Genomic DNA, 23,935 nt, shown 5'->3' with positions numbered 1-23,935 from the left:
GCTCGCGACGCTCAGTCCTGGCTGACCGCGCCGATCTTGTGAATCGACAGGTCGGCGCCGTAATACTCTTCTTCCTGGGTCAGGCGCAGCCCCAACACGACCCGGATCATGCCATAGACCGCAAACCCGCCGGCCAGGGCGACGACAACGCCCAGCGCCGTGCCGATCAATTGGCTGACCAGGCTGACCCCACCCAGGCCGCCCAGGGCGCTCTGGCCAAAGACGCCACAAGCAATGCCGCCCCAGACACCGCACAGCCCATGCAGCGGCCAGACGCCGAGCACATCGTCGATCTTCCACTTGCCCTGGGCCGCGGTGAAGCACCAGACAAACAAGGCACCGGCAATGGCCCCCGTGACCAGCGCACCGACCGGGTGCATCAGGTCGGAACCGGCACAGACCGCCACCAGACCGGCCAGCGGGCCGTTGTGCAGGAAGCCCGGGTCATTGCGTCCGACTATCAATGCCGCCACGGTACCGCCCACCATGGCCATCAACGAATTGACCGCCACCAGCCCGCTCACCCCGGGCAAGGTCTGGGCACTCATCACGTTGAAACCGAACCAGCCGACAATCAGGATCCACGAACCCAAGGCCAGGAATGGAATGCTCGAAGGCGCAAACGCCACCAGGCGACCGTCCCGGTAGCGGCCATTACGCGGGCCGAGCAAGAGCACGGCAGCCAACGCCAGCCAGCCGCCCATGGCATGCACCACCACGGAGCCGGCGAAGTCATGGAAACTGGCGCCGAACCGGGCTTGCAGCCAGGCCTGCAGGCCAAAATTGCCGTTCCAGATCATGCCCTCGAAAAACGGATAGACAAACGCCACGATCAGCACCGTGGCGCACAACTGCGGTGCGAACCGGGCACGTTCGGCAATACCACCGGAAATGATGGCCGGGATCGCAGCGGCAAAGGTCAGCAGGAAGAAGAACTTCACCAGGCTATAGCCATGATCGGCGCTGAGCACCGCCGCCGGTTGCAGGAAGGTCACACCGTAGGCAATCCAATAGCCTATAAAGAAATAGGCCAGGGTCGAGACCGCGAAATCGCTGAGGATTTTCGACAGCGCATTGACCTGGTTCTTTTGCCGGACCGTTCCCACTTCAAGAAACGCAAAGCCGGCATGCATGGCCAGGACCATGACCGCGCCGAGCAGGATGAACAGCGTGTTGGAGCTGTGGACCAGACCGTCCACGGCGTTTTGCATATTTTCCATGGTATGGGCAGACCTGAAAAAGTTGAAAAAAGCACCAAACCGGTTCGCCAGCCTTGCGAGCGCACCAAGTTGAAACGACTCATTGGCCGTACGCAGGCCGACGAACCGCTTTGGTGCGCAAGAACGGTCAAAACGAAATCCCGCTTGGAGGTGCTTCGCGGGTTTTGATTATTTGGGTTAAGGTTTTTCGGGCTTTCGCCCAGCTTCAGCGCACTGGCGCAGGCTGATGCACCAGTACATGGCAAAAACCTGAGCAAAAGTTGTACCAGTCACTTGTACTGAACCTTCCAGCAAGGCTCATACTCGAACGTTTCAGACGTCACTTACGGAGATTCACCGATGACCAGACCCCAGGCAAAGACTGCTCAAGAAACCCTGATGGAAGATTTCCAGACGCTGGTCAGCGACACGGAACGCTTGCTCGATCACACCGCGACGCTGGCCGGCGATCAAGCCGATGCACTGCGCAGCCAGATTCACGAAACCCTCCTGCGCGCCCGCGAAACGCTCAAGCTGACGGAAGATTCCATGCGCGAACGCGGCCAGGCTGCGGTGGCCGCCACCGAGGAATATGTACAGGCCAACCCTTGGCAATCCGTAGGCATTGCGGCAGGCGTTGGCTTTCTGATTGGTCTGCTGGCGACACGGCGCTGATGATGGGTATCGACGAATCCGGCTCGTCCGAAGCGGGCACAAAAACTACAGCACGCCGCCTGGGCGCGGCGTTCCTTGGCTTGCTGCATAGCCACGTCGAATTGTTCGGCATGGAGCTGCAGGAACAGAAGGCACGCACTGTCAGTCTCCTGCTGTTCGCCGGCCTTGCGTTGGTGTTCGGCCTGCTGCTGTTGGTCGGGCTTTCGGCGCTGGTACTGATCCTGGTATGGGACACCTATCGTCTGGCCGGCATTATCGGCCTGTGCCTGTTTTATCTGCTGGCGGCGCTGTTCTGCGGGCTTCGGCTCAAGGCGGCGATCTACGACGAGTCCTCTCCTTTCCACGCCACCCTCGAAGAACTGGCCAATGACCGGGAGCGCCTGTTGCCATGAGCCTGCCTGATGTTCCTCAAGCCCGGACACGACAGGAAATGCGCAAGGCGCTGGTGCGTCTGCGCATGGAAATGCACCGCCAGGAAATCCGCCAGGAAACACGCCAGTTGCTGCAGCCCTTGCACCGGGCACGCGGCTTGACGCAAAGCTGGCACGAAGGCTTCGGCATCAAGCACGCGCCACTGTGGGGGGTGGCGGCGGTGTCCCTGCTCGGTTTCATCACCGGCAAACGAACCCGCAATGGTGGTGGCGGTGGCTTGACTGGCCTGATCCGCCTGGCAACGACATTGCTTCCGTTGATCAAGCTGGCCAAAGATATGCGCAAACCCTGAGGCCCCAGTGGCGAGGGAGCTTGCTCCCGCTTGAGTGCGAAGCACTCACAAAAATGGGCCTGCTTCGCAGTCCAGCGGGAGCAAGCTCCCTCGCCACACAGGGTTGTGTATCCAGTCTGTGCAGGCCTATAAGCCTTGCAGGGCAGCCCACGAACCGGGAAGCTAGGACAACGACACCATCAAACGGAGCACCCAGCCTTGGATTGGCACACCCTGCTGACTCGCGAACGCCTCGGAAAACCGCTGCACAGTCCGCAAGAACTGGGCCGCAGTCCTTTCCACAAGGACCACGACCGCATCATCTTTTCCGGCGCCTTCCGCCGCCTCGGACGCAAGACGCAAGTGCATCCGGTCTCCAGCAACGACCACATCCATACGCGCCTGACCCATTCTCTGGAAGTCAGCTGCGTCGGGCGTTCCCTGGGCATGCGCGTGGGGGAAACCATCCGCAATGCCCTGCCTGACTGGTGCGAGCCAAGCGACCTGGGCATGGTAGTGCAATCGGCCTGCCTGGCCCACGACATTGGCAACCCGCCGTTCGGTCACTCCGGCGAGGATGCTATCCGCTATTGGTTCCAGCAGGCTGCCGGCCGTGGTTGGCTCGATGCAATGAGCGAAGCCGAGCGCAACGACTTCCTCAACTTCGAAGGTAACGCCCAGGGATTCCGCGTCCTCACCCAACTTGAATACCATCAGTTCGACGGCGGAACGCGGCTGACCTATGCCACCCTCGGCACCTATTTGAAATACCCCTGGACTGCCCGCCACGCGGACTCGCTGGGCTACAAGAAGCACAAGTTCGGTTGCTACCAGAGCGAACTGCCACTGTTGGAGCAGATTGCCCACAAACTCGGTTTGCCACAGATCGAGGATCAACGCTGGGCACGGCATCCCTTGGTGTACCTGATGGAAGCCGCCGATGACATCTGCTACGCGCTGATCGACCTGGAGGACGGCGTGGAGATGGATCTCCTGGAATACCCCCAGGTGGAATCGCTGCTCCTGGACCTGGTGGGCGATGATCTTCCGGACACTTACCGGCAGCTGGGGCCGCTGGACTCGCGGCGACGCAAACTGGCGATCCTGCGAGGCAAGGCCATCGAACACCTGACCAACGCCGCCGCCCGGGCTTTTGTCGAACAGCAGGAAGCCTTGCTTGCCGGCACATTGCCAGGAGATCTCGTGGAGCATATGCACGGCCCGGCAAAACGCTGCGTGTTGAATGCCAAGGACATGGCGCGCCGGAAAATTTTCCAGGACAAGCGCAAGACCCTGCATGAAATCGGCGCCTACACCACGCTGGAAATCCTGCTCAACGGATTTTGCGGAGCGGCCCTTGAACAGCATGGGGGCCGCACGCCTTCGTTCAAGAATCGCCGCATTCTCGACCTGCTGGGGAACAACGCGCCGGATCCCAACGGCCCTTTGCATGGCGCGTTCCTGCGAATGATCGACTTCATTGCCGGCATGACCGACAGCTACGCCAGCGAAATGGCCCAGGAAATGACCGGCCGCACACGCCAATAAAAGGCACCCTTTGCAGCACCTCGAAAAAATGTGGGAGCGAGCTTGCTCGCTCCCACAGGGGATTGGCGGTGAATGTGAATTCTGTAGCGCTGTGCCACAGGGAGTTTGAAGTAGATAAATAATGTATGGCTTACACACCTCGATTAAAAACGCTTCCTTTGTTTGCACAACCAACACAATCAAAGAAATATCCCTTCACACACTGCCAACTCCTCCCATCTCTTTTTGCCATCCACCTACTAAAAAACCGATTACATCGTAATATCTTGCCTCTTTTTTTGTAGGAAACTTCTGAAATTGAAGTTGCATGCCCGTCTCTTCGTACGGCCCTGGTTGTAAGTGGGCTAAGGTGCGCGCTTTATTCAAGTTCGCAGGGTAATTTATTCATGAACTCCGTTTTCATTGTCGACGACCATCCGGTCATCCGCCTCGCTGTTCGCATGCTTCTGGAGCATGAGGGCTATAAGGTCGTGGGAGAAACTGACAACGGCGTCGATGCGATGCAAATGGTGCGCGAATGCATGCCAGACTTGGTTATCCTGGACATCAGCATTCCCAAACTCGACGGGCTGGAAATCCTCTCGCGCTTCAACGCCATGACCACTCCGCTCAAGACGCTGGTGCTCACGGCCCAGTCGCCGACGCTCTTCGGCATTCGATGCATGCAGTCCGGCGCCTCTGGTTACGTTTGTAAACAGGAAGACCTCAGCGAACTTGTCAGCGCAATCAAAGCAGTATTGTCCGGCTATAACTACTTTCCCAGTCAGGCGCTGAATCCGGTACGCCCGGATGACCCACGCAGTATCGAGCTGGACCTTTTCAAAAGTGTCAATGATCGGGAACTGATGGTGCTGCAACTATTTGCCCAGGGTCGTACCAACAAGGAAATAGCCAAAGGAATGTTTCTAAGCAATAAGACCGTCAGTACTTATAAGAAACGGCTGATGCAGAAGCTCAAGGTCAAGTCGTTGGTCGATCTGATTGAAATGGCGAAGCGCAACGCGCTGGTGTGAGAAAAACAGGATGCTCAGACGCATAACCGAATGTCTCCTGCTGATCAGCGCAGCGTTTTATACAGGAATGCTCACGGCGGCAGCGAATGCGCCCGAGCAATATACCCTGCTGGGCCGCTCGTCCATGGCCCATACCGAGGTCAAGCTGGATGATGTTCACCGCGCCTGGCTACAGGATCGGCAAGCGCTGGTCCTGGGAACTTCCGCCCCGGATTACCCGCCCTTCGATCTTTCCACCAGCGGACGCGACTACGAAGGCCTGACGGCTGATTACGCCGACATCATCGCCAAGGCCATCGACCTGCCCATAACAGTCCTGCGCTTCGATTCCCGCGAGGCGGCCATGGCCGCACTCAAGGACGGGCAAATCGATATGCTTGGCACCGCCAACGGTTTCGAGGCGCGCAACCCCGACATTGTGCTGTCGACGCCGTACGCAGTGGACCAACCCGTTCTCGTCACCCGAACGAATGAAAGCCGATCCCTGACTGACGATCTCGAGGGGTTGCGGCTGAGCATGGTTTATCACTACCTGCCGCTACGGGAAATTGAAAAACTCTACCCCAAGGCACTCATTACCACCTACCCGTCCTACCAGAACGCCATCAATGCCGTCGCCTTCGGTCAGGCCGATGTATTTCTCGGCGATACCCTTTCCACCCACTACATGATCAACAAGGGCTACTTGAGCAATATCCGCATGGCCAGCTTCGGCAAACACGAATCCCATGGGTTCGGTTTCGCCGTACGGCGTAGCGACACCCGCTTGCTGGAAGTCATCAACGCTACGCTGAGCCAGGTTTCCATTGCCGAGCAAGCCGCCATCTCCAAGCGCTGGAGTGCAGGCAGCGACCTGTATCTCACGGACCACAGGATACAACTGACCGACCGTGAGCAACGCTGGCTGGCGGGGCATCCGGTGGTCCGGGTGGTGGTGAACGAAACCTCCGCGCCTTTCACCTTCTTCGATGCGGATGGGGACTTTCGCGGCATCAGTGCCGACCTGCTGGAACTGATCCGGCTGCGCACCGGCCTGCGCCTGGACATCCAGCGCCGCCAGAACGACAGCGAAATGATTGCTGCGGTCCTCAACGATCAAGCCGACATGATCGCCGCACTTTTGCCCAGCAGTGAACGACAACTCCAGTTGAAGTTCAGCCGCCCCTACGTCGATAGCTCGTTCGTCCTGCTGACCCGCAAACAGTCCGACACGCCCACGACACTCGATCAGTTAGGCCACGCCAGCCTGGCAATCGCCAAAGGCAATCCGGTCATCGGATGGCTACGCAGCCAGTACCCGAACCTTCAAATCATCGAAACGGACGGCCCCTTGCGCGCCGTGGAAATGCTTGCCCATGGCCAGGTCGACGGCAGCGTGAACTCGCAGGTGATGGCCAACTACTTCATCTCCTCCTATGCGTGGCGCGACAGGTTGCAAATCAGCAGCACGGTGGGCACCCAACAGGCCATGTTCGCGCTGGCCACGGCAAAAAACGCCACAGAGTTGAACGCCATCCTCGACAAGGCCCTGACCAGCATCGACCCTGACGAACTGGGCGTCATCAACAACCGCTGGCGCGGTTACGTCTCGCCCTCGGAACACACCTGGCGCGCCTACAACCGCCTGTTCCTCCAGGTCGTCGTGGGCGTTGGCCTGTTGTTGCTGTTTTCCCTGGCGTGGAACGCCTACATGCAGCGCCAGATCAGGCAACGCCAACGGGCGGAACTGGCCCTCAATGATCAACTCGAATTCATGCATTCACTGCTCAACGGCACCCCCCATCCCATCTACGTGAGGGATCGCAACGGCATCCTGCAAAGCTGCAACGACAGCTACCTGCAAACGTTCGACGTCAAACGCGAGGACGTCATCGGCAAGAGCCTGATGCCAGGATCCATGAGCAACGCCTTCGAAGCGCAGGAGTACCAGGCGGACTACCAACGCGTCATGGCCGAAGGCACCGCCCTGATCGTCGACCGGCCCCTGCACATCGGGGACAGGCAACTGACGATCTATCACTGGATCCTCCCCTACCGAAACTCCGCCGCCGAAGTGCAAGGCATCATCGGCGGCTGGATCGACATCAGTGAGCGGCGCCAGCTGTTCGAGGAACTGCGCGCGTCCAAGCAACGGGCCGATGACGCGAACCGCGCCAAAAGCACCTTCCTGGCAACCATGAGCCATGAAATCCGCACCCCCATGAACGCGGTGATCGGCATGCTTGAGCTGGCCCTGAAACAGGCCGACAAGGGCCGTGTGGACCGTTCGACCATCGAAGTCGCGTACGAATCGGCCTCCGGCATGCTCGAACTGATAGGCGATATTCTGGACATCGCCCGTATCGAATCCGGTCATCTGAGCCTGGCCCCCGAACGCGTCAATCTCAGGGCCTTGCTGCAATCGGTCATTCGGGTATTCGAGGGCGTGGCCCGGCAGAAAAACCTGGCGTTGTCCCTGCAGTTCGACGCCGCCAAGGGCAGCCCTGACGTGTTGATGGACCCGTTGCGGTTCAAACAGGTGCTGTCGAACCTGATCAGCAATGCCCTCAAATTTACCGAGCAGGGCCAGGTAGTGATCAAGGTCCGGCTGTCTCCAACCGACCGGGACGACGTCCTGCAAATGCACCTGGAGGTCAACGACAGCGGCATCGGTATTGCTCCGGCGGACCTGCAACGTTTGTTCGAGCCGTTTGCCCAGGTCGATAACACCAGCCGGATGGCCCGCAACGGTGCGGGGTTGGGGCTGGTGATCAGTCGTAACCTGTGCCGGATGATGGGCGGCAGCCTGCACATGAACAGCCAACCCGGCACCGGCACCCAGGTCCAGGTCTGCCTGCAGTTGACTGTCCTGGCGACGGCGCCGGTTCGCCCCCCACCTGAACCGGTCATCGAAACGGCCCAAGCCCCCCTGAACGTCCTGATCGTGGACGATCATCCCGCCAACCGCCTGCTGATGTCGCAGCAATTGGAATACCTGGGCCATCACTACCAGGTCGCCCATGATGGTGCCCACGGGCTTGAGGTCTGGCAAAAGAACCACTTCGATCTGGTCATCGCCGATTGCAACATGCCGATCATGAGCGGCTACGAACTGGCCCGGTCGATTCGTCGCGATGAATCCGAGCAGCAACGACCGCCCTGCACCCTACTGGGGTTCACTGCCAATGCCCAACCGGAGGAAAAACAACGCTGCCAGGACGCAGGGATGGACGACTGCCTGTTCAAGCCAATCAGCCTGAGCGCCTTGAGCCAATGGATCAAGGCAGTCAAACCCGTCAGTTGCCCGGCAGTTTTCAGCATACAAAGCCTGCAGGCGTTGACCGGCGGCGACCCGTCGTCCAACCGGCGGCTGCTGGCCGAATTGCTCAGCAGCAGCCGCTCGGACCGCCAGGAGTTGCTCGGCGTCGCCCACAGCGCAAACCGGTCAGCACTGGCCGAAATAGCGCACAAGATAAAAGGCGTCGCCCGCATCGTCCAGGCGACCTCACTGATCCAGCGGTGCGAGGCGCTGGAACACGCTTGTCACCAGGCGCAAGCGCCCAGGCGAATCAGCGATTGCATCGACGCCCTCGACCGAGCCATGAGCGAACTGGAGCGGGCCCTCGAAACGGAGATCGCCAAGGCAAAATAATCCAGCGTTTACTATGCTATTCGCTCAGCAGTGCGTACCTGGGGGTTCTCGATCGGTTTCCCTGCACGCGGGAACACCATCGAGAACGCCCCCTGACACTTGGAGTGACTGCAATGCCCAGCGCACCGCGTCCGGAAAAACGCCGGTTCCCCCTGCACGTTCACATCAGCGTGATGTTTACCCTGCTTCTGTTGCTGACCGGGGTGGTGCTGGGGATTTTCAATTACCGGCAAACCACGCAAATCATCCTGTCCAGCAGTGAGAAACTGTTCAACCGTATTGAACAGGATGTGCGCCTGGATCTGTACGACACCTACGAACCCATCCGCCACCTGTTGAGGCTGTTGGCCGACTACCCGGCGACGCGCACTCCCCAGATGGCGCAACGCCTGGCCCTGCTCGTGCCCTTCAGCCAGGCACTGCGGGACAACCCGAACCTGGCATCGTTGTACCTGGGCGATCATCAGGGCAACTTCATGATGGTCCGGCCATTGCGCACCGCGGTCCTGAAAGTCGCCCTGCAGGCACCGGCCGAGGCGGTCTACCAAGTCTGGACCGTCGAGCGGGCAACCGAGCAAGGCCCGGTTCACTCACAGTCGCTGTTCTACGACGAGACGCTGACGCTCATCGGGCGCCGGGACATTGTCGACGAAACCTACGACCCCCGCAGCCGCGGCTGGTTTCGCAGCGCCGTCGGCAACACCGAGCAGATCACCACCGAGCCCTACGTTTTTTTCTCCACCCATAACGTCGGCACCACCCTCGCCCTGCGCAGTGGCGAGCAGGCTGTCATCGGCGCCGACCTGACCCTGGCGGCCCTGTCCCAGACCCTGGCCAAACACAAGGTGACCACCGGCACCGAAGTCGTCCTGCTCGATCCCAAGGGCAACGCAGTGGGTTATCCCGACAACAGCCGGCTGCTCGCCGATGCCCAGTCGGCACGCCTGATCAAGGCCCGAGACCTCAGCCCGGCCATCGCCGCTGCGCTCGACGACAACACCGATGCCACGCGCCTGGAAGCGGACGGACGCCAGTGGATCGTTTCTCGCAGCCACATGCAGGAAGGCGGGCCCCAGGGCCTGGAACTGGCGCTGCTGGTCCCTGAAGATGAGCTGCTGGACAATGCCTATCGCATGCGCTGGCAAGGCGCACTCATCACCCTCGCCACGCTGCTGCTGTGCCTGCCCCTGGGTTGGCTGACGTCCAGGATCCTGGTCAAGCCTTTGCGCGAACTGGTGCAGGAGGCCGATGCCATTCGCAGCTTTGACTTCAACTACCCCGTGTCCCGTCGCTCCCCGGTGCTGGAAGTCGATCAGTTGAGCGTGTCGATGGCGCGCATGAAAGAGACCCTGGCGAGTTTCTTTGAAATCACCGCCAGCCTGCGCGCCGAAACCCGCTTCGCCCCGTTGCTGGAACGGGTGTTGTTTGAAACCGTAAAAATCGGCCAGGCCCAGGCAGGCCTGATCTACTTGCGCGAGAACGACGAGAACCGGGTCAAGCCGTATGGGCTGGTCATCAATGGAACACCCAGGGATCTCGAGGCCTTCAAGTTACGCAGTCATGAGCTCCAGGCTGGCGACAGCCCGCAATGGCTCCAGCAATTGGCCACCTCGGACAACCTCGTGGCCTCCCTGGGCTTCGAACAGGCGGCCGATCTGCAGAGCGTCCTGCGGGAGCTGGACTCGCCGCGCGTCCATCTGATCGGTATTCGCCTTCGCAATCGGCACCAGGAAACCGTCGGCGTCCTGGTACTGCTGATCACCGACAGCGGCACCGAAGCCGACCTGGAAAAACTGCAGCCCGACCGCATCGCCTTCCTGCAGGCCGTGTCCGGTGCCGCCGCCGTGAGCATCGAGGGTCAGCGCCTGCAAGCCAGGCAAAAGCAGTTGCTGGACGCCTTCATCCAATTGCTGGCCGGCGCGATCGATGCCAAGAGTCCCTACACGGGCGGCCATTGCCAGCGGGTGCCGGTCCTGACCCTGATGCTCGCCCAGGCGGCTGCTGCCAGCCAGGTACCGGCATTCGAAACCTATCGGCCCACCGAGGACGAATGGGAAGCCCTGCACATCGCCGCCTGGCTGCACGATTGCGGCAAGGTCACCACCCCCGAATATGTGGTCGACAAGGCCACCAAGCTGGAAACCCTGAACGACCGGATCCACGAGATACGCACCCGCTTCGAGGTGCTCAAGCGCGACGCCTGGGTCGATTATTGGCAGGCCGTGGCAAGCGGCGGCGAGCCGTCATCCCTGGCGCAACAGCGCGACGCGACATTGACGGCACTGGATGACGACTTTGCTTTCGTCGCCCGCTGCAACCTGGGCTCCGAAGCCATGGCCGAAGCCGATCTGCAGCGCCTGCGACACATCGCGCAACGCCCGTGGACCCGGACCCTCGATGATCGCCTGGGGGTTTCCTGGGAAGAAAACCGGCGCCAGGCCCGCGCGCCCAAGCCGACACTACCGGTCACTGAGCCACTGTTGGCAGACAAGCCCGAGCACCTGCTCGAACACCACCAAGCCGAACTGATCCCGGCGGAAAATCCGTGGGGCTTCCAGCTCGACGTACCGGCCTGGAAATACAACCGCGGCGAGCTCTACAACCTGAGCATCACGCGAGGCACGCTAACCCGCGAGGAGCGCTACGTCATTAACCATCACATGGTGCAGACGATCCTGATGCTCAGCCAGTTACCCTTTCCCAGCCACTTGGACAACGTGGCGGAGATCGCTGGCGGTCATCACGAGAAGATGGATGGCAGCGGTTATCCCAAGCGTCTCAAACGCGAAGAGATGAGCCTGCCGGCGCGCATGATGGCCATTGCCGACATTTTCGAAGCGCTGACGGCAGCCGACCGCCCCTACAAGAAAGCGAAGAAACTGAGCGAGGCCCTGGGCATCATGGCCACCATGTGCCGTGACGCCCATATCGATCCCGAGCTGTTCGGGTTGTTCATCGATGAAAAGATCTACCTGAGCTACGCCAACCAGTTCCTCGACCCGCACCAGATCGACGAAATCGATCCCCACGGCCTGCTGGTCAAGGCAGGGTTGAAGGTATGATCAGCAATCCGTCAGGCGCAGGAATATCGCGGCCAACTGCTCGATGCCGGCTTGATCATGCTCGGTAAAACGCGCCAGTTTCGGACTGTCCAGGTCGAGCACGCCGATCAGGCGCCCGTCCTTGACCAGCGGCACCACCAGTTCGCTGTTCGACGCGCTGTCGCAGGCGATGTGCCCGGCGAAGGCATGGACGTCTTCGACGCGCTGGGTCTGCCGGGTCGCCGCCGCCGTACCGCACACGCCGCGGCCAAAGGGGATCCGCACGCAGGCGATCTGGCCCTGGAACGGTCCCAGGACCAGCTCTTCGTTGCGATTGAGGTAAAAACCGGCCCAGTTCAGGTCGTCCAGCTGACTGGACAGGAAAGCCGAGAACTGCGCGGCGTTGGCGATGAAGTCACGCTCATCGGCCAGCAAGGATTCCAGCTGTGCCGATAACAACGCGTAGCCGTCAAGGCCGACTCCGGTGCCCTTCAAATCGATCATGCCTTGTGCTCCAACAATTTCAGGCCTACCCAATAGCGGGCAAACTGATAGGCGCAACGTCCGTTGCGATTGCCGCGACCGGTTGCCCAGCGCACCGCCAGTACATCCAGCGCTTCGTCGCGCTGCCAGGCCAGCCCGGCCTTGGCTGCCAATTCGCCGATCCAGTGCTCCACCACGTTAAGGAAATGCTCCTGGGTAAACGGATAAAACGACAGCCACAGGCCAAAGCGGTCGGACAAGGCGATCTTGTCCTCTACCGCTTCGCTGGGATGAAGTTCGCCGTCGACCCGTTTCCAGTTCTCGTTGTCGCTTTCCTTCTCCGGCACCAGGTGACGACGGTTGGAAGTGGCATACAGCAACACGTTGTCCGGCGCCTGCTCCAGGGAACCATCCAACACGCTCTTGAGCACGCGGTAATCGCCTTCACCGGACTCGAACGACAAGTCATCGCAGAACAACACGAAGCGCTGGGGCAGTTTCGCAACCTGCTCCACCACCCGAGGCAGATCGGCCAGGTGATCGCGTTCGATCTCGATCAAGCGCAGGCCATGCGGGGCATGTTCAGCCAACAGGGCGCGTACCAGGGACGACTTGCCGGTGCCACGCGAGCCCCAGAGCAAGGCATGGTTGGCAGGCATGCCATCGATGAACTGCCGGGTGTTGCGGCCCAGTTGTTCGACCTGGCGGTCCACGCCGATCAGGTCCGACAGGCGCATGTCGAGGCTGACCTGCAGCGGCAGCAGGTAGCCGCTACGGCCGTCACGCTGCCAGCGGGCGGCCAGGGTCTGGGTCCAATCGATGGTGGGCCGGGGCGCCGGCAGCAAAGGCTCGATCCGGGCCAGCACGGCATCGGCACGCTCAAGAAAAGCATTCAATCGCGAGTCCACGTCTTCTCCTCGGACAGGTTCACAGTAATGATGGCGCTCGAGCTACGAAACGTCGTATCCAATGGCGGGTCTACTTCACACAATACACACCGGCTGCACCGGTACTCAGAGATGATCAGCTATGCTTGACCGGCGAAGGGAAACGTAAGTGGTTCATCACTCAATGGACATCAGATTCACCCAACGGCTTTCCTACAAGCAGGCCCGCCTGACCGTCCTGGTGGGCTTCGTGTTGGGCACCTTGCTCAGTCTGATGCAGATCGGCATCGATTATGCCAGCGAAGACGCGTCGATCAACCGTGAAATCCTCTCGCTGCTGGAAATCAGCCACAACCCGGCCTCGCGCATCGCCTACAACATCGACGCCGAGCTCGCCCAGGAGCTGTCCATGGGCCTGTTGCGCTCACCGGCCATCATTGGGGCCGAGCTGATCGACAACAACAATACCGTGCTCGCCAGCGTCAAGCGGCCCGAGCTGCAAAGCAGCTACCGGTTCATCAGCGACTTTCTGTTCGGCGCCCAGCGTCAGTTCGAGGATCGGCTCTACCTGGATCACTTGCCCAACGAATCCCTGGGCATGCTGCGACTGGACGTCGACACCTATGCGTTCGGCAGTCGTTTCCTGCGCCGTGCCGAGGTCACCCTGCTCAACGGCTTCGCCCGCAGCCTGATCCTGACTGGCCTGCTGCTGGCACTGTTCTACGTGATGCTGACCAAGCCCCTGGTGCGGGTCATCCGCGAACTGAGCAGCCGCGACCCGAGCAGCAACGAACAGAATCACCTGGAATGCCCTGCCGGCCACCAGTCCGATGAAATCGGCGTACTGGTTTCCGTCGCCAACCAGCAGTTCGAAAATATCTCCACCGAAATCCAGCAGCGGCGCACGGCCGAAAATCGCCTCACCGAATACCTCGCGCAATTGGAGAACATCGTCTCGGCACGCACCGCCGAACTCAAGGCCAGCAACGCCCGCCTCAGCCAGTCCAACGAGGAACTGGAAGTGGCCCGGCGCACGGCCCTGGACATGGCCGAGGCCCGCTCTGCGTTCCTCGCCAACATGAGCCACGAGATCCGCACACCGCTCAACGGCCTGCTGGGAATGATCGCCCTGTCCCTGGACGGCCCCCTGACGGCCGAACAACAGCAACAGCTATCGATTGCCCATGACTCGGGCAAGGTATTGGTCGAACTGCTCAACGATATCCTCGACCTGTCGAAATTCGACGCCGGTCAACTGGAACTCGAACGCATCCCGTTCGACCTCGGCTCCCTGGTGGAGGATACCGCCAACCTGCTTTCTCAGAACGCGGCCCCGAGTGTCGAACTGGCCTGCCTGATCAAACCGCAGTTCCCGGCGCAGGTACTCGGCGATCCGACCCGGGTGCGTCAGATCGTCAGCAACCTGCTGTCCAATGCCCTGAAATTCACGCGCTTCGGCCGGGTCGACGTGAAGTTGAGTCATTACGAAGGCGGCGTGCGCATCGAGGTCTGCGACACGGGCATCGGTATCCCCCAGGAAGCCCAGGCGAGAATCCTGCAACCGTTCACCCAGGCCGGCGCCGGGATTACCCGCCAGTTCGGTGGCACCGGGCTGGGCCTGGCACTGACCTACAACCTCTGTGAAGCCATGCAGGGCCGGTTGACCATCAGTTCCGAAGCTGGCTTCGGCAGTCAGTTCTGTGCCGACCTGCCCCTGCCTTGCCATCTCCCGGCAACGCCGGTCGAACCGTTGCGCGGCAACGTCGTCGCCATCACCGCCAGCAGCAGCGGCCTGGCCGAGTTGCTGGGCATGCTGTTGCCGGGGTGGGGCCTGGATTATGTGCAGCGCTCCATCGACGACGGGTTGCTGGGGCTCAAGCCTGACATGCTGATCACCGACTGCCCGGAATGCCTGTTCAACCTGCGGCCAACCTTTGACGCACCGATCCTGCTGGTGACCGCCTATGGCAGCTTCATGCCCAGCGAAGAAGCCGCCGCCCTCGCCCCGCTGATACAACAGGCTCGGCCGCTGGCGCGCCTTGCGCTGTACCAGATTCTGCGGCGCGCCATGCAAAGCGAGGCGACCGTCATTGATGACGCACAGATCGAAACCCTGGCGCCGTCCAGGCGTGGACGGGTGCTGCTGGTGGAGGACAACCCGGTCAACCAACTGGTGGCCAAGGGGATGTTGGTAAAACTGGGCTGCGAAGTCACCGTCGCAGCCCACGGCGCCGAAGCCCTGAGTCAACTGGAACAGCGGGTGTTCGACCTGGTGTTGATGGACTGCAACATGCCGGTAATGGATGGCTACGAAGCCAGTCGACAGATCCGCCAAAGCGGGCGCTGGTCGGACCTGCCGATTGTCGCCCTGACGGCCAACGCAATGCCCGAGGAACGTGAGCGCTGCCGTGCGGCCGGCATGAACGATTACCTGTCCAAGCCGTTCCGCCGCGAAGAACTGGCGGCAGTGCTGGACCAGTGGGTGCCGACTACGTCAGCGCTTTGATCTGGCCCAACAGGTGATCGAGACCGTCTCGCAATGTTGCGAGGCGGTCCAGGTCGATACCGCTGTCGCACAACAGGCGGGCCTTGAGCGGGCCGACCTGTTCACGCAAGGCTCGTCCGGCAATCGTCAGGCTCAAGTGCACCTCCCGCTCGTCCCGGGCCGAACGCTGGCGCTGGACCAGGTCCAGCTGCTCCAGGCGCTTGAGCAGCGGCGTCAGCGTCCCGGAATCCAGTAGCAAACGCTCACCCAGCGCCTTGACCGTCGGCTGTGCCGGGGCCGTGTCCTGCCATTCCCAGAGCACCAGCATCGCCAGGTATTGCGGATAGGTCAGGCCGAGTTGATCGAGCATTGGCTTGTAGCCACGGATCACTGCACGCGAAGCAGCGTACAGCTTGAAGCACAACTGGCTGTCGAGCTTCAGGGAATCGACTGACAGGTCATTCATTTGAGCAGCGCTTCGATCTCACTGGTCAGGTCCTGGGGCTTGGTGGTCGGGGCAAAACGCTTGACCACTTGGCCGTCCCTGCCGATCAGGAACTTGGTGAAATTCCACTTGATGCCTTTGGACCCCAGCACCCCGGGCGCCCGCTGTTTAAGCTGGACGAACAGGGGATGGGCGTTGGCGCCGTTGACCTCGATTTTCTTGAACAGCGGAAAACTCACACCGAAGTTCAACTCGCAGAATTCGGTAATTGCCCCCTCGTCGCCCGGCTCCTGCTTGCCAAACTGATTGCAGGGAAAGCCCAACACCACCAGGCCCTGGTCCTTGTAGGTCTGCCACAACGCCTCAAGCCCCTTGTATTGCGGAGTGAACCCGCACTGGCTGGCCGTGTTGACCACCAGCACAGCCTTGCCGGCGAAATCGGCGAGGGTCTTTTGCTCCCCCTTGATGGTGGTGCACGGGATGCTCAGCAGATTGTCGCTCATGGCAAGGCTCCAAAACGAATAGGACAGGTGGTGAAGATAGCGAGCGATTCAATTGTGTGCAATTTAATTATCCGAACCCATGGTCTGTGGAGCCCACAGGCTCTTGTGGCGAGGGAGCTTGCTCCCGCTCGGCGGCGCAGCCGTCGTAAACCCGGCTGGTGCGATTTTCCTGCAAGACCGCGTCATCCCCTATTGGGGCGGCTGCGCCGCCCAGCGGGAGCAAGCTCCCTCGCCACAGGGGATTGTGAGCAATCCCTAACGGGGTACGAGATCCAGGCACACCGAGTTGATGCAGTACCGCAAACCCGTGGGCGGCGGGCCGTCGGGGAAGACGTGGCCCAGGTGGGCATCGCATTTGGCGCAGACCACCTCGGTGCGAATCATGCCGTGGCTGACGTCCCGCACCTCCACCACCGCGCTGCCTTCGATCGGCGCGTAGAAACTTGGCCAGCCACAGCCCGAATCGAATTTGGTCTGCGAATCGAACAACGGCTCGTTGCAGCAGATGCAGTGGTACACGCCCTCGGTCTTGGTGGCGTTGTACTTACCGGAGAATGGCCGTTCGGTGCCCTTCAGCCGACAGACGTTGTACTGCTCCGGGTCGAGCATGGAGTGCCATTCTTCAAGGGTTTTTTCCAACTTTTCCATCGTCCTACCTCGGCAATTGAAAAAGCCCGATCCGACGCTTTTCCGCAGATCGGGCGGCACGTATGATTGCGCCTCGTCAGACGCCAGTCTGGCAGTCACGTCATGCGCATTCAAACGGATTGTGACGCCTATACCGCGTCAGGCCTGGGCACAGACGCAGGATTCCCAGTACGGTGGTTCATACGCCGCCTGGATCGTTCATTTTCGGGAACACATCGCCATGCAGGTCAGCAAATCGAACAAGCTCGCCAACGTCTGCTACGACATTCGCGGCCCGGTGCTCAAGCACGCCAAACGCCTGGAAGAGGAAGGCCATCGCATCCTCAAGCTGAACATCGGTAACCCGGCCCCTTTTGGTTTCGAAGCGCCCGATGAAATCCTCCAGGACGTCATCCGCAACCTGCCGACCGCCCAGGGCTACAGCGACTCCAAGGGCCTGTTCAGCGCCCGCAAGGCCGTGATGCAGTACTACCAGCAGAAGCAGGTCGAAGGTGTCGGCATCGAGGACATCTACCTGGGTAACGGCGTGTCCGAGCTGATCGTGATGTCCATGCAGGCCCTGCTCAACAATGGCGACGAAGTGCTGGTGCCGGCGCCGGACTATCCGCTGTGGACCGCTGCCGTGAGCCTGTCCGGTGGCAATCCGGTGCATTACCTGTGCGACGAACAGGCCAACTGGTTTCCCGACCTGGCGGACATCAAGGCCAAGATCACGCCCAATACCAAGGCACTGGTGATCATCAACCCGAACAATCCGACCGGCGCGGTGTATTCCAGGGAAGTGCTGCTGGGCATGCTGGAACTGGCCCGCCAACACAACCTGGTGGTGTTTTCCGACGAGATCTACGACAAGATCCTCTACGACGACGCCGTGCACATCTGCACGGCATCCCTGGCACCGGACCTGCTGTGCCTGACCTTCAACGGCCTGTCCAAATCCTATCGGGTAGCGGGTTTCCGATCAGGCTGGGTTGTTATTTCCGGTCCCAAGCATCACGCCCAGAGCTACATCGAAGGCATCGACATGCTGGCCAACATGCGCCTGTGTGCCAACGTGCCGAGCCAGCATGCGATCCAGACGGCGCTGGGCGGCTACCAGAGCATCAACGACCTGGTCCTGCCCCAGGGCCGGCTGCTGGAACAGCGCAATCGAACCTGGGAACTGCTCAACGACATTCCCGGCGTCAGTTGTGTCAAGCCGATGGGCGCGCTGTATGCCTTCCCGCGGATCGACCCGAAGGTCTGCCCGATCCACAACGATGAAAAATTCGTCCTCGACCTGCTGCTGTCCGAGAAGCTGCTGGTGGTCCAGGGCACGGCGTTCAACTGGCCGTGGCCGGATCACTTCCGCGTCGTGACCCTGCCACGGGTCGATGACCTCGACCAGGCCATTGGCCGGATCGGCAACTTCCTCAAGTCCTACCGTCAGTAAGCCAGGCAGCGTGCGAGGCGTCCTCACCTCGCACGCTGTTTGATTCAGCAACATATCCGTTCCGCCGACTCCGTCGGGCCTTCTACACTGGGGATTGGACGGTCAACATGCATCTGGGCTCAACGTTCACGGGGGGCAGGCAGCGCATTTCTTTTCCCTGGTCACTTTCAGAAAAGTCTTTCAAACATTTAGGACGCGTGTAGGACACAGTTTGAAATAGTCGGCGAGTTGAATAGCCTGCGGCGGCACCTTATATACCCCGCATAACGCTACATCTTTAGCACGAGGAGATTTTCACAACCATGATGCGCATCCTGCTGTTCTTGGCCACTAACCTGGCGGTCGTGCTGATTGCCAGCATCACCCTGAGCCTCTTCGGCTTCAACGGGTTCATGGCGGCCAACGGGGTTGATCTCAACCTCAATCAGCTGCTGATTTTCTGTGCGGTGTTCGGTTTCGCCGGTTCCCTGTTCTCGCTGTTCATCTCCAAGTGGATGGCGAAGATGAGCACCAGCACCCAGATCATCAGCCAGCCGCGCACGCGTCACGAACAATGGCTGCTGCAAACCGTCGAGCAGCTGTCCCGCGAAGCCGGCATCAAGATGCCGGAAGTCGGGATTTTCCCAGCCTACGAGGCCAACGCCTTCGCCACCGGCTGGAACAAGAACGACGCACTGGTCGCCGTCAGCCAGGGTTTGCTCGAGCGGTTTTCCCCGGATGAAGTCAAGGCCGTGCTGGCCCACGAGATCGGCCACGTCGCCAACGGCGACATGGTGACCCTGGCGCTAATCCAGGGCGTGGTGAACACCTTCGTGATGTTCTTTGCCCGCATCATCGGCAATTTCGTCGACAAGGTGATTTTCAAGAACGAAGAAGGCCAGGGTATCGCCTACTACGTGGCAACCATCTTCGCCGAGCTGGTACTGGGCATCCTCGCCAGCGCCATCGTCATGTGGTTCTCGCGCAAACGCGAGTTCCGCGCCGACGACGCCGGTGCACGCCTGGCCGGCACCAGCGCCATGATCGGCGCCCTGCAGCGCCTGCGCGCCGAGCAAGGCTTGCCGGTGCACATGCCCGACACCCTGAATGCCTTTGGCATCAACGGTGGCATCAAGCAGGGCCTGGCTCGCATGTTCATGAGCCACCCGCCGCTGGAAGAGCGTATCGACGCACTGCGTCGTCGCGGCTGACAGCCGGGGAATCTGTGGCGAGGGAGCTTGCTCCCGCTCGGGCGCGAAGCGCCCCTAGAACCCGGCGACACGGTGGATCAGGTTAATTGAGTGAGCTTGAGAGGGGGCTGCTGCGCAGCCCAGCGGGAGCAAGCTCCCTCGCCACAAGAGCAGGGGGCTCCCTCGCCATAGATTCATCCGTCAACGATTGGAAATCCGATACACCCGCTCATCCAGCCGCTTCACCCCAGCCTGCAAGAACTTCCAGCTCTCCCCCAGCACATCCTGCTCCTGCAAGACCTCCAGTCGCCAGGCATTACCCAGCAATCTCAGCACCTCATCATTGCCCACGGAGAAAGGCGGGCCAGGCATTTCATCCTGGTTGTAATCCAGCGCAATCAACAATCCCACGCACGCCGGCATGATTTTCTGCAAATACGCCGCATACCGCTCTCGCATCGCCACTGGCAAGGCAATCAACGCAGCGCGGTCGTACAACGCCGTGCAATCGGCCACATCTGCAGCACTCAAGGCAAAGAAATCACCACAGCGGATTTCGATGCCCCCGGCACGGAAGACCTTGAACACACCCTCTTCACTCACGCTCGGCTCAAGCCGATGTTCAAGAAAAAAATCATTGGCGGCTTTTTCCGATAACTCCACGCCCAGCACCGAGTACCCCTGATGGGCAAACCACAGCAGATCCAGGCTTTTGCCACACAATGGCACCAGCACCCGACTGCCCTGGGCCAGGCCCAGTTGCGGCCAGAACCGTTGCAGGTACGGGTTCACCTCCGGTAAGTGAAAACCAATCTGGTTCGATGACCAGCGCTTGTGCCAAAACTCGGGCTCCATGATTCACTCCAAGAAATTCGATAAAAACGGGCTAAAACTTATATTAGATTTAGATCATTGACCTGACGGAAGATGATCACATCTTAACGCTCAGGAGCCCCTTCATGCTGCCCAGCCTGTTTATCTCCCATGGCTCACCGATGCTCGCCCTAGAGCCCGGCGACAGCGGTCCGGCATTGGCTCGCCTGGCCGCTCAATTGCCCAAGCCCAAGGCCATCGTCATTGTGTCCGCCCACTGGGAAAGCAACGAATTGCTGGTCAGCGCCAATCCGCAGCCGCGCACCTGGCACGACTTCGGCGGGTTTCCACCAGCCTTGTATGAGGTGCAGTACCCCGCGCCTGGCGATCCTCAACTGGCGACGCAAGTCGCAGCCGTGCTCAACACCGCGAACCTGCCGGCACGCCTCGACCCTCAACGGCCGTCCGACCATGGCGTCTGGGTGCCATTGTCTTTGATGTACCCAGAAGCCGACATCCCGGTGGTGCAGGTTTCCCTGCCCAGCCGCCAGGGACCAATGTTGCAGACACAGGTCGGCCAGGCCCTGGCGAGCCTGCGTCAGCAAGGCATCTTGCTGATCGGTTCCGGCAGTATCACCCATAACCTGCGCGACCTGGACTGGAACGCCGGCCCCGACAACATTGAGCCCTGGGCCAAGGCCTTTTGCGACTGGATGGTTGAGAAGCTGGCGGCCGACGACGAGGCCGCGCTGCATGATTACCGTCGCCAGGCGCCGAACGCCGTGCGCAGCCACCCCAGCGATGAGCACTTGCTGCCGCTGTATTTTGCCCGAGGGGCGGGGGGCAAGTTCAGCATTGTCCATGCGGGGTTCACGATGGGGGCGCTGGGGATGGACATCTATCGGTTCGATTGACTGATTGGCCTCCCCCTGACGGCACACCAAACGACAGGCATAAAAAATCCCCGAACCAGTCGGGGATTTTTCATGCTCGATCAATCAGCCCAAGAGCCGATCAATCTTCGCGATAGCGACGCAGCTTGAGCTGCTTGCCAGCCACACGAGTGTCTTTGAGCTTGGTCAGCAACTTCTCCAGACCATCTTCCGGCAGTTCCACCAGGCTGAAGCTGTCACGCACCTGGATGCGACCGATCGCTTCGCGAGCCAGGCCGCCTTCGTTGAGGATGGCACCCAGCAGGTTCTTGGCGGCGATGCCGTCACGGGCACCCAACGCGGTACGGCAGCGGGCACGGCCTTCGGCCAGCGGAATCGGAGCACGACGCTCGCGATCACCACGGTCCGGACGATCACCGGTGCGCTCAGGACGATCGCCACGCGGTGCGTTGTTCGGCACCAGGGGACGCTCCTTCTCGATCGCAGCCAGGTTCAGCGCTTGGCCATTGGTGGCCTTGCGCAGCAGTGCAGCGGCCAGGGCGCGCGGGCTGCAACCGATGTCGGCGGTCAGGCGATCGAGCAGATCACCGTGGGTCGATTCGGCGTCAGCCACCAGTGGCGACAGGCTGTTGGTCAGTTTCTTGATGCGGGCATCGAGAACGGCCTGGGCGTCCGGCAGGCGAACTTCAGCTACCTTCTGGCCAGTTACACGCTCGATCACTTGCAGCATGCGACGCTCACGCGGGGTGACCAGCAGCAGCGCACGGCCTTCGCGACCAGCACGGCCAGTACGGCCGATACGGTGAACGTAGGATTCCGGATCGTACGGCATGTCCACGTTGAATACGTGGGTGATGCGCGGAACGTCCAGGCCACGGGCAGCAACGTCGGTCGCCACAACGATGTCCAGGCGGCCATCCTTGAGGGAGTCGATCACGCGCTCACGCTGGTTCTGGGCAATGTCACCGTTCAGCGCTGCGGCTTTGTAGCCTTTGGCTTCCAGGGCGCTGGCCAGGTCCAGGGTCGCTTGCTTGGTACGCACGAACATGATCAGGGCGTCGAAGTCTTCCACTTCCAGCAAGCTGAGAACGGCGGAAGTCTTCTGGTCGGCGTGAACCAGCAGGTGAGCCTGTTCGATCGCGGTGACGGTCTGGGTCTTGGTCTGGATCTTCACATGTTGCGGATCGCGCAGGTGGCGCTCGGCAATGGCACGGATCGATTGCGGCAGGGTGGCCGAGAACAATACAGTCTGGCGGGTCGCTGGCAGGGCCTTGAAGATGACTTCCAGGTCATCCATGAAACCCAGCTTGAGCATTTCGTCGGCTTCGTCGAGAACCAGGTGGTTCACGGTGGCCAGGACTTTTTCGTCACGACGCAGGTGATCGCACAGACGACCCGGAGTGGCGACAACGATCTGCGCGCCATTACGGATGGCTTTCAGTTGTGGGCCCATCGGGGCACCGCCATAAACGGCCACAACAGTAACGCCAGGCATCTGCTTGGAATAGGTTTCGAAAGCGGTTGCTACTTGCAGCGCCAACTCACGAGTTGGCGCCAGGATCAGGGCTTGCGGTTCGCGCTTGGCAGGATCGATGCGATGCAGGATCGGCAGGGCGAACGCAGCGGTTTTACCCGTACCGGTTTGCGCCTGGCCAATCATGTCGTGACCGGCCATGATGATCGGGATCGATTGCTGCTGAATCGCCGAAGGTTCTTCGTAGCCGGTCGCAGTGACGGCAGCAAGAATGTTCGGGTTGAGATTAAAAGCGGCGAAGCCGCCGGTTTCCTGGGTCATGGGTCTGCCTCTAAGTGCATCCGCAAAGACCCATGCTCCAAAGCTGCGCATGCCGTGTTGAGACTCAAGAGTCGCCCTGGCTGCTTTGTCGGCGGGGATTTGCGAAAACGAATGAATGAAAAAGAACGTCGTGGAAGCATCCGTTGTGCGGACATGCAACCGAAGCTGACTTCGGGGAATTGCGCTACCTTGACGCGGCCCGGCTAAAGGCCGGCGCGCACTATACCGGAATTCGCCCGAAAAGGGAGCTTTTTTTATTGCCAGATACCGTTATGGGGCTCGTTGACCTGGGCCTTGGGACAGCCGGCTAAAACGGTTCACCTCCAGACGACTTTGCCCTTGGTGGCGAGGGAGCTTGTTCCCGCTCGGCTGCGAAGCAGACGCCTGGGTTGATATCTGAAATCGAAGGGGGCCGCTTCGCGACCCAGCGGGAGCAAGCTCCCTCGCCACAAAAGCATTCCGGTCGATCAACCGATTTGCTCTTGAGACTGACACTGATTCGAGGCATTCCCTTAACCCGCGCCGCGCCCAATTCCCGTGGCGAGGGAGCTTGCTCCCGCTGGGGCGCGCAA

Annotated in this window: 19 protein-coding genes; 11 read left to right on the top strand and 8 right to left on the bottom strand. The window is 60.7% G+C overall.

All coding sequences use genetic code 11. The annotated features are described in order from the left end of the window. Positions 1 to 11 precede the first annotated feature (11 nt). Positions 12 to 1,220: an ammonium transporter gene (locus tag V7773_RS20280; RefSeq protein WP_336074743.1), complete on the bottom strand. Its 1,209-nt coding sequence runs from the start codon at positions 1,218 to 1,220 to the stop codon at positions 12 to 14. Between the two features lie 339 nt (positions 1,221 to 1,559). On the opposite strand from V7773_RS20280, the gene V7773_RS20275 reads away from it, so the two are divergent. From V7773_RS20275 to V7773_RS20245, 7 genes are all read left to right on the top strand, one after another. After that, positions 1,560 to 1,874: a DUF883 family protein gene (locus tag V7773_RS20275; protein ID WP_063322301.1), complete on the top strand. Its 315-nt coding sequence runs from the start codon at positions 1,560 to 1,562 to the stop codon at positions 1,872 to 1,874. Between the two features lie 2 nt (positions 1,875 to 1,876). Beyond that, the gene (locus V7773_RS20270) at positions 1,877 to 2,266 is read left to right on the top strand and encodes a phage holin family protein (RefSeq protein WP_063322302.1); all 390 of its coding nucleotides are present in this window, start codon (positions 1,877 to 1,879) and stop codon (positions 2,264 to 2,266) included. Further along, a complete protein-coding gene (locus V7773_RS20265) occupies positions 2,263 to 2,598 on the top strand; it encodes a hypothetical protein (protein WP_336074741.1) in 336 nt (111 codons plus the stop codon). The genes V7773_RS20270 and V7773_RS20265 overlap by 4 nt, the downstream gene beginning before the upstream one ends. A gap of 198 nt (positions 2,599 to 2,796) precedes the next feature. Beyond that, a complete protein-coding gene (locus V7773_RS20260; RefSeq protein ID WP_053183171.1) occupies positions 2,797 to 4,125 on the top strand; it encodes a deoxyguanosinetriphosphate triphosphohydrolase in 1,329 nt (442 codons plus the stop codon). A gap of 386 nt (positions 4,126 to 4,511) precedes the next feature. Beyond that, on the top strand, positions 4,512 to 5,138 hold the full coding sequence (locus tag V7773_RS20255; RefSeq protein ID WP_003199430.1) for a response regulator transcription factor: 627 nt from the start codon (positions 4,512 to 4,514) through the stop codon (positions 5,136 to 5,138). 10 nt (positions 5,139 to 5,148) lie between these two features. Next, complete coding sequence (locus tag V7773_RS20250) at positions 5,149 to 8,769, top strand: transporter substrate-binding domain-containing protein (RefSeq protein ID WP_336074736.1); 3,621 nt, start codon at positions 5,149 to 5,151, stop codon at positions 8,767 to 8,769. A gap of 113 nt (positions 8,770 to 8,882) precedes the next feature. Next, positions 8,883 to 11,831, top strand: coding sequence for an HD domain-containing phosphohydrolase (locus V7773_RS20245; protein ID WP_336074734.1), 2,949 nt, complete (start codon positions 8,883 to 8,885; stop codon positions 11,829 to 11,831). Here V7773_RS20245 and V7773_RS20240 read toward each other — a convergent pair whose 3' ends face one another. Further along, on the bottom strand, positions 11,832 to 12,314 hold the full coding sequence (locus tag V7773_RS20240; protein WP_014337288.1) for a GAF domain-containing protein: 483 nt from the start codon (positions 12,312 to 12,314) through the stop codon (positions 11,832 to 11,834). Continuing rightward, a complete protein-coding gene (locus V7773_RS20235; RefSeq protein ID WP_003199422.1) occupies positions 12,311 to 13,201 on the bottom strand; it encodes an ATP-binding protein in 891 nt (296 codons plus the stop codon). The genes V7773_RS20240 and V7773_RS20235 overlap by 4 nt, the downstream gene beginning before the upstream one ends. A gap of 163 nt (positions 13,202 to 13,364) precedes the next feature. On the opposite strand from V7773_RS20235, the gene V7773_RS20230 reads away from it, so the two are divergent. Continuing rightward, entirely contained in the window at positions 13,365 to 15,686 is a 2,322-nt protein-coding gene (locus V7773_RS20230; protein WP_336074731.1) for a hybrid sensor histidine kinase/response regulator, read from the top strand. On the opposite strand, the gene V7773_RS20225 is transcribed toward V7773_RS20230, so the two are convergent. From V7773_RS20225 to msrB, 3 genes are all read right to left on the bottom strand, one after another. Further along, positions 15,670 to 16,131: a MarR family winged helix-turn-helix transcriptional regulator gene (locus V7773_RS20225; protein WP_063322307.1), complete on the bottom strand. Its 462-nt coding sequence runs from the start codon at positions 16,129 to 16,131 to the stop codon at positions 15,670 to 15,672. The genes V7773_RS20230 and V7773_RS20225 overlap by 17 nt on opposite strands. After that, positions 16,128 to 16,613 carry a glutathione peroxidase gene (locus V7773_RS20220; protein WP_063322308.1) on the bottom strand — a complete coding sequence of 162 codons (486 nt, stop codon included), beginning with the start codon at positions 16,611 to 16,613 and terminating at the stop codon, positions 16,128 to 16,130. Before V7773_RS20220 ends, V7773_RS20225 begins: the two co-directional genes overlap by 4 nt. 255 nt (positions 16,614 to 16,868) lie before the next feature. Further along, positions 16,869 to 17,261, bottom strand: a complete 393-nt coding sequence (msrB, locus tag V7773_RS20215; RefSeq protein WP_336074727.1) for a peptide-methionine (R)-S-oxide reductase MsrB — start codon at positions 17,259 to 17,261, stop codon at positions 16,869 to 16,871. Between the two features lie 220 nt (positions 17,262 to 17,481). On the opposite strand from msrB, the gene V7773_RS20210 reads away from it, so the two are divergent. Together V7773_RS20210 and htpX are read left to right on the top strand one after the other, a co-directional pair. Beyond that, complete coding sequence (locus V7773_RS20210) at positions 17,482 to 18,693, top strand: pyridoxal phosphate-dependent aminotransferase (RefSeq protein WP_003199412.1); 1,212 nt, start codon at positions 17,482 to 17,484, stop codon at positions 18,691 to 18,693. Positions 18,694 to 18,995: 302 nt separating this feature from the next. Next, the gene (gene htpX / locus V7773_RS20205; RefSeq protein ID WP_003199411.1) at positions 18,996 to 19,883 is read left to right on the top strand and encodes a protease HtpX; all 888 of its coding nucleotides are present in this window, start codon (positions 18,996 to 18,998) and stop codon (positions 19,881 to 19,883) included. A gap of 180 nt (positions 19,884 to 20,063) precedes the next feature. Here htpX and V7773_RS20200 read toward each other — a convergent pair whose 3' ends face one another. Beyond that, positions 20,064 to 20,717, bottom strand: coding sequence for a thiopurine S-methyltransferase (locus V7773_RS20200; RefSeq protein ID WP_336074723.1), 654 nt, complete (start codon positions 20,715 to 20,717; stop codon positions 20,064 to 20,066). A 104-nt stretch (positions 20,718 to 20,821) separates the two neighbouring features. Here V7773_RS20200 and V7773_RS20195 point away from each other — a divergent pair, with 104 nt between their 5' ends. Then, on the top strand, positions 20,822 to 21,589 hold the full coding sequence (locus V7773_RS20195) for a DODA-type extradiol aromatic ring-opening family dioxygenase (RefSeq protein ID WP_336074721.1): 768 nt from the start codon (positions 20,822 to 20,824) through the stop codon (positions 21,587 to 21,589). Between the two features lie 100 nt (positions 21,590 to 21,689). On the opposite strand, the gene V7773_RS20190 is transcribed toward V7773_RS20195, so the two are convergent. Continuing rightward, a complete protein-coding gene (locus V7773_RS20190) occupies positions 21,690 to 23,363 on the bottom strand; it encodes a DEAD/DEAH box helicase (RefSeq protein ID WP_003199404.1) in 1,674 nt (557 codons plus the stop codon). Between the last annotated feature and the right edge of the window lie 572 nt (positions 23,364 to 23,935).

It is taken from the genome of Pseudomonas sp. 3JA, assembly GCF_036961705.1.
Taxonomy (GTDB): Bacteria; Pseudomonadota; Gammaproteobacteria; order Pseudomonadales; family Pseudomonadaceae; genus Aquipseudomonas; species Aquipseudomonas fluorescens_Q.
This window is presented reverse-complemented; position numbering and strand designations above follow the sequence as displayed.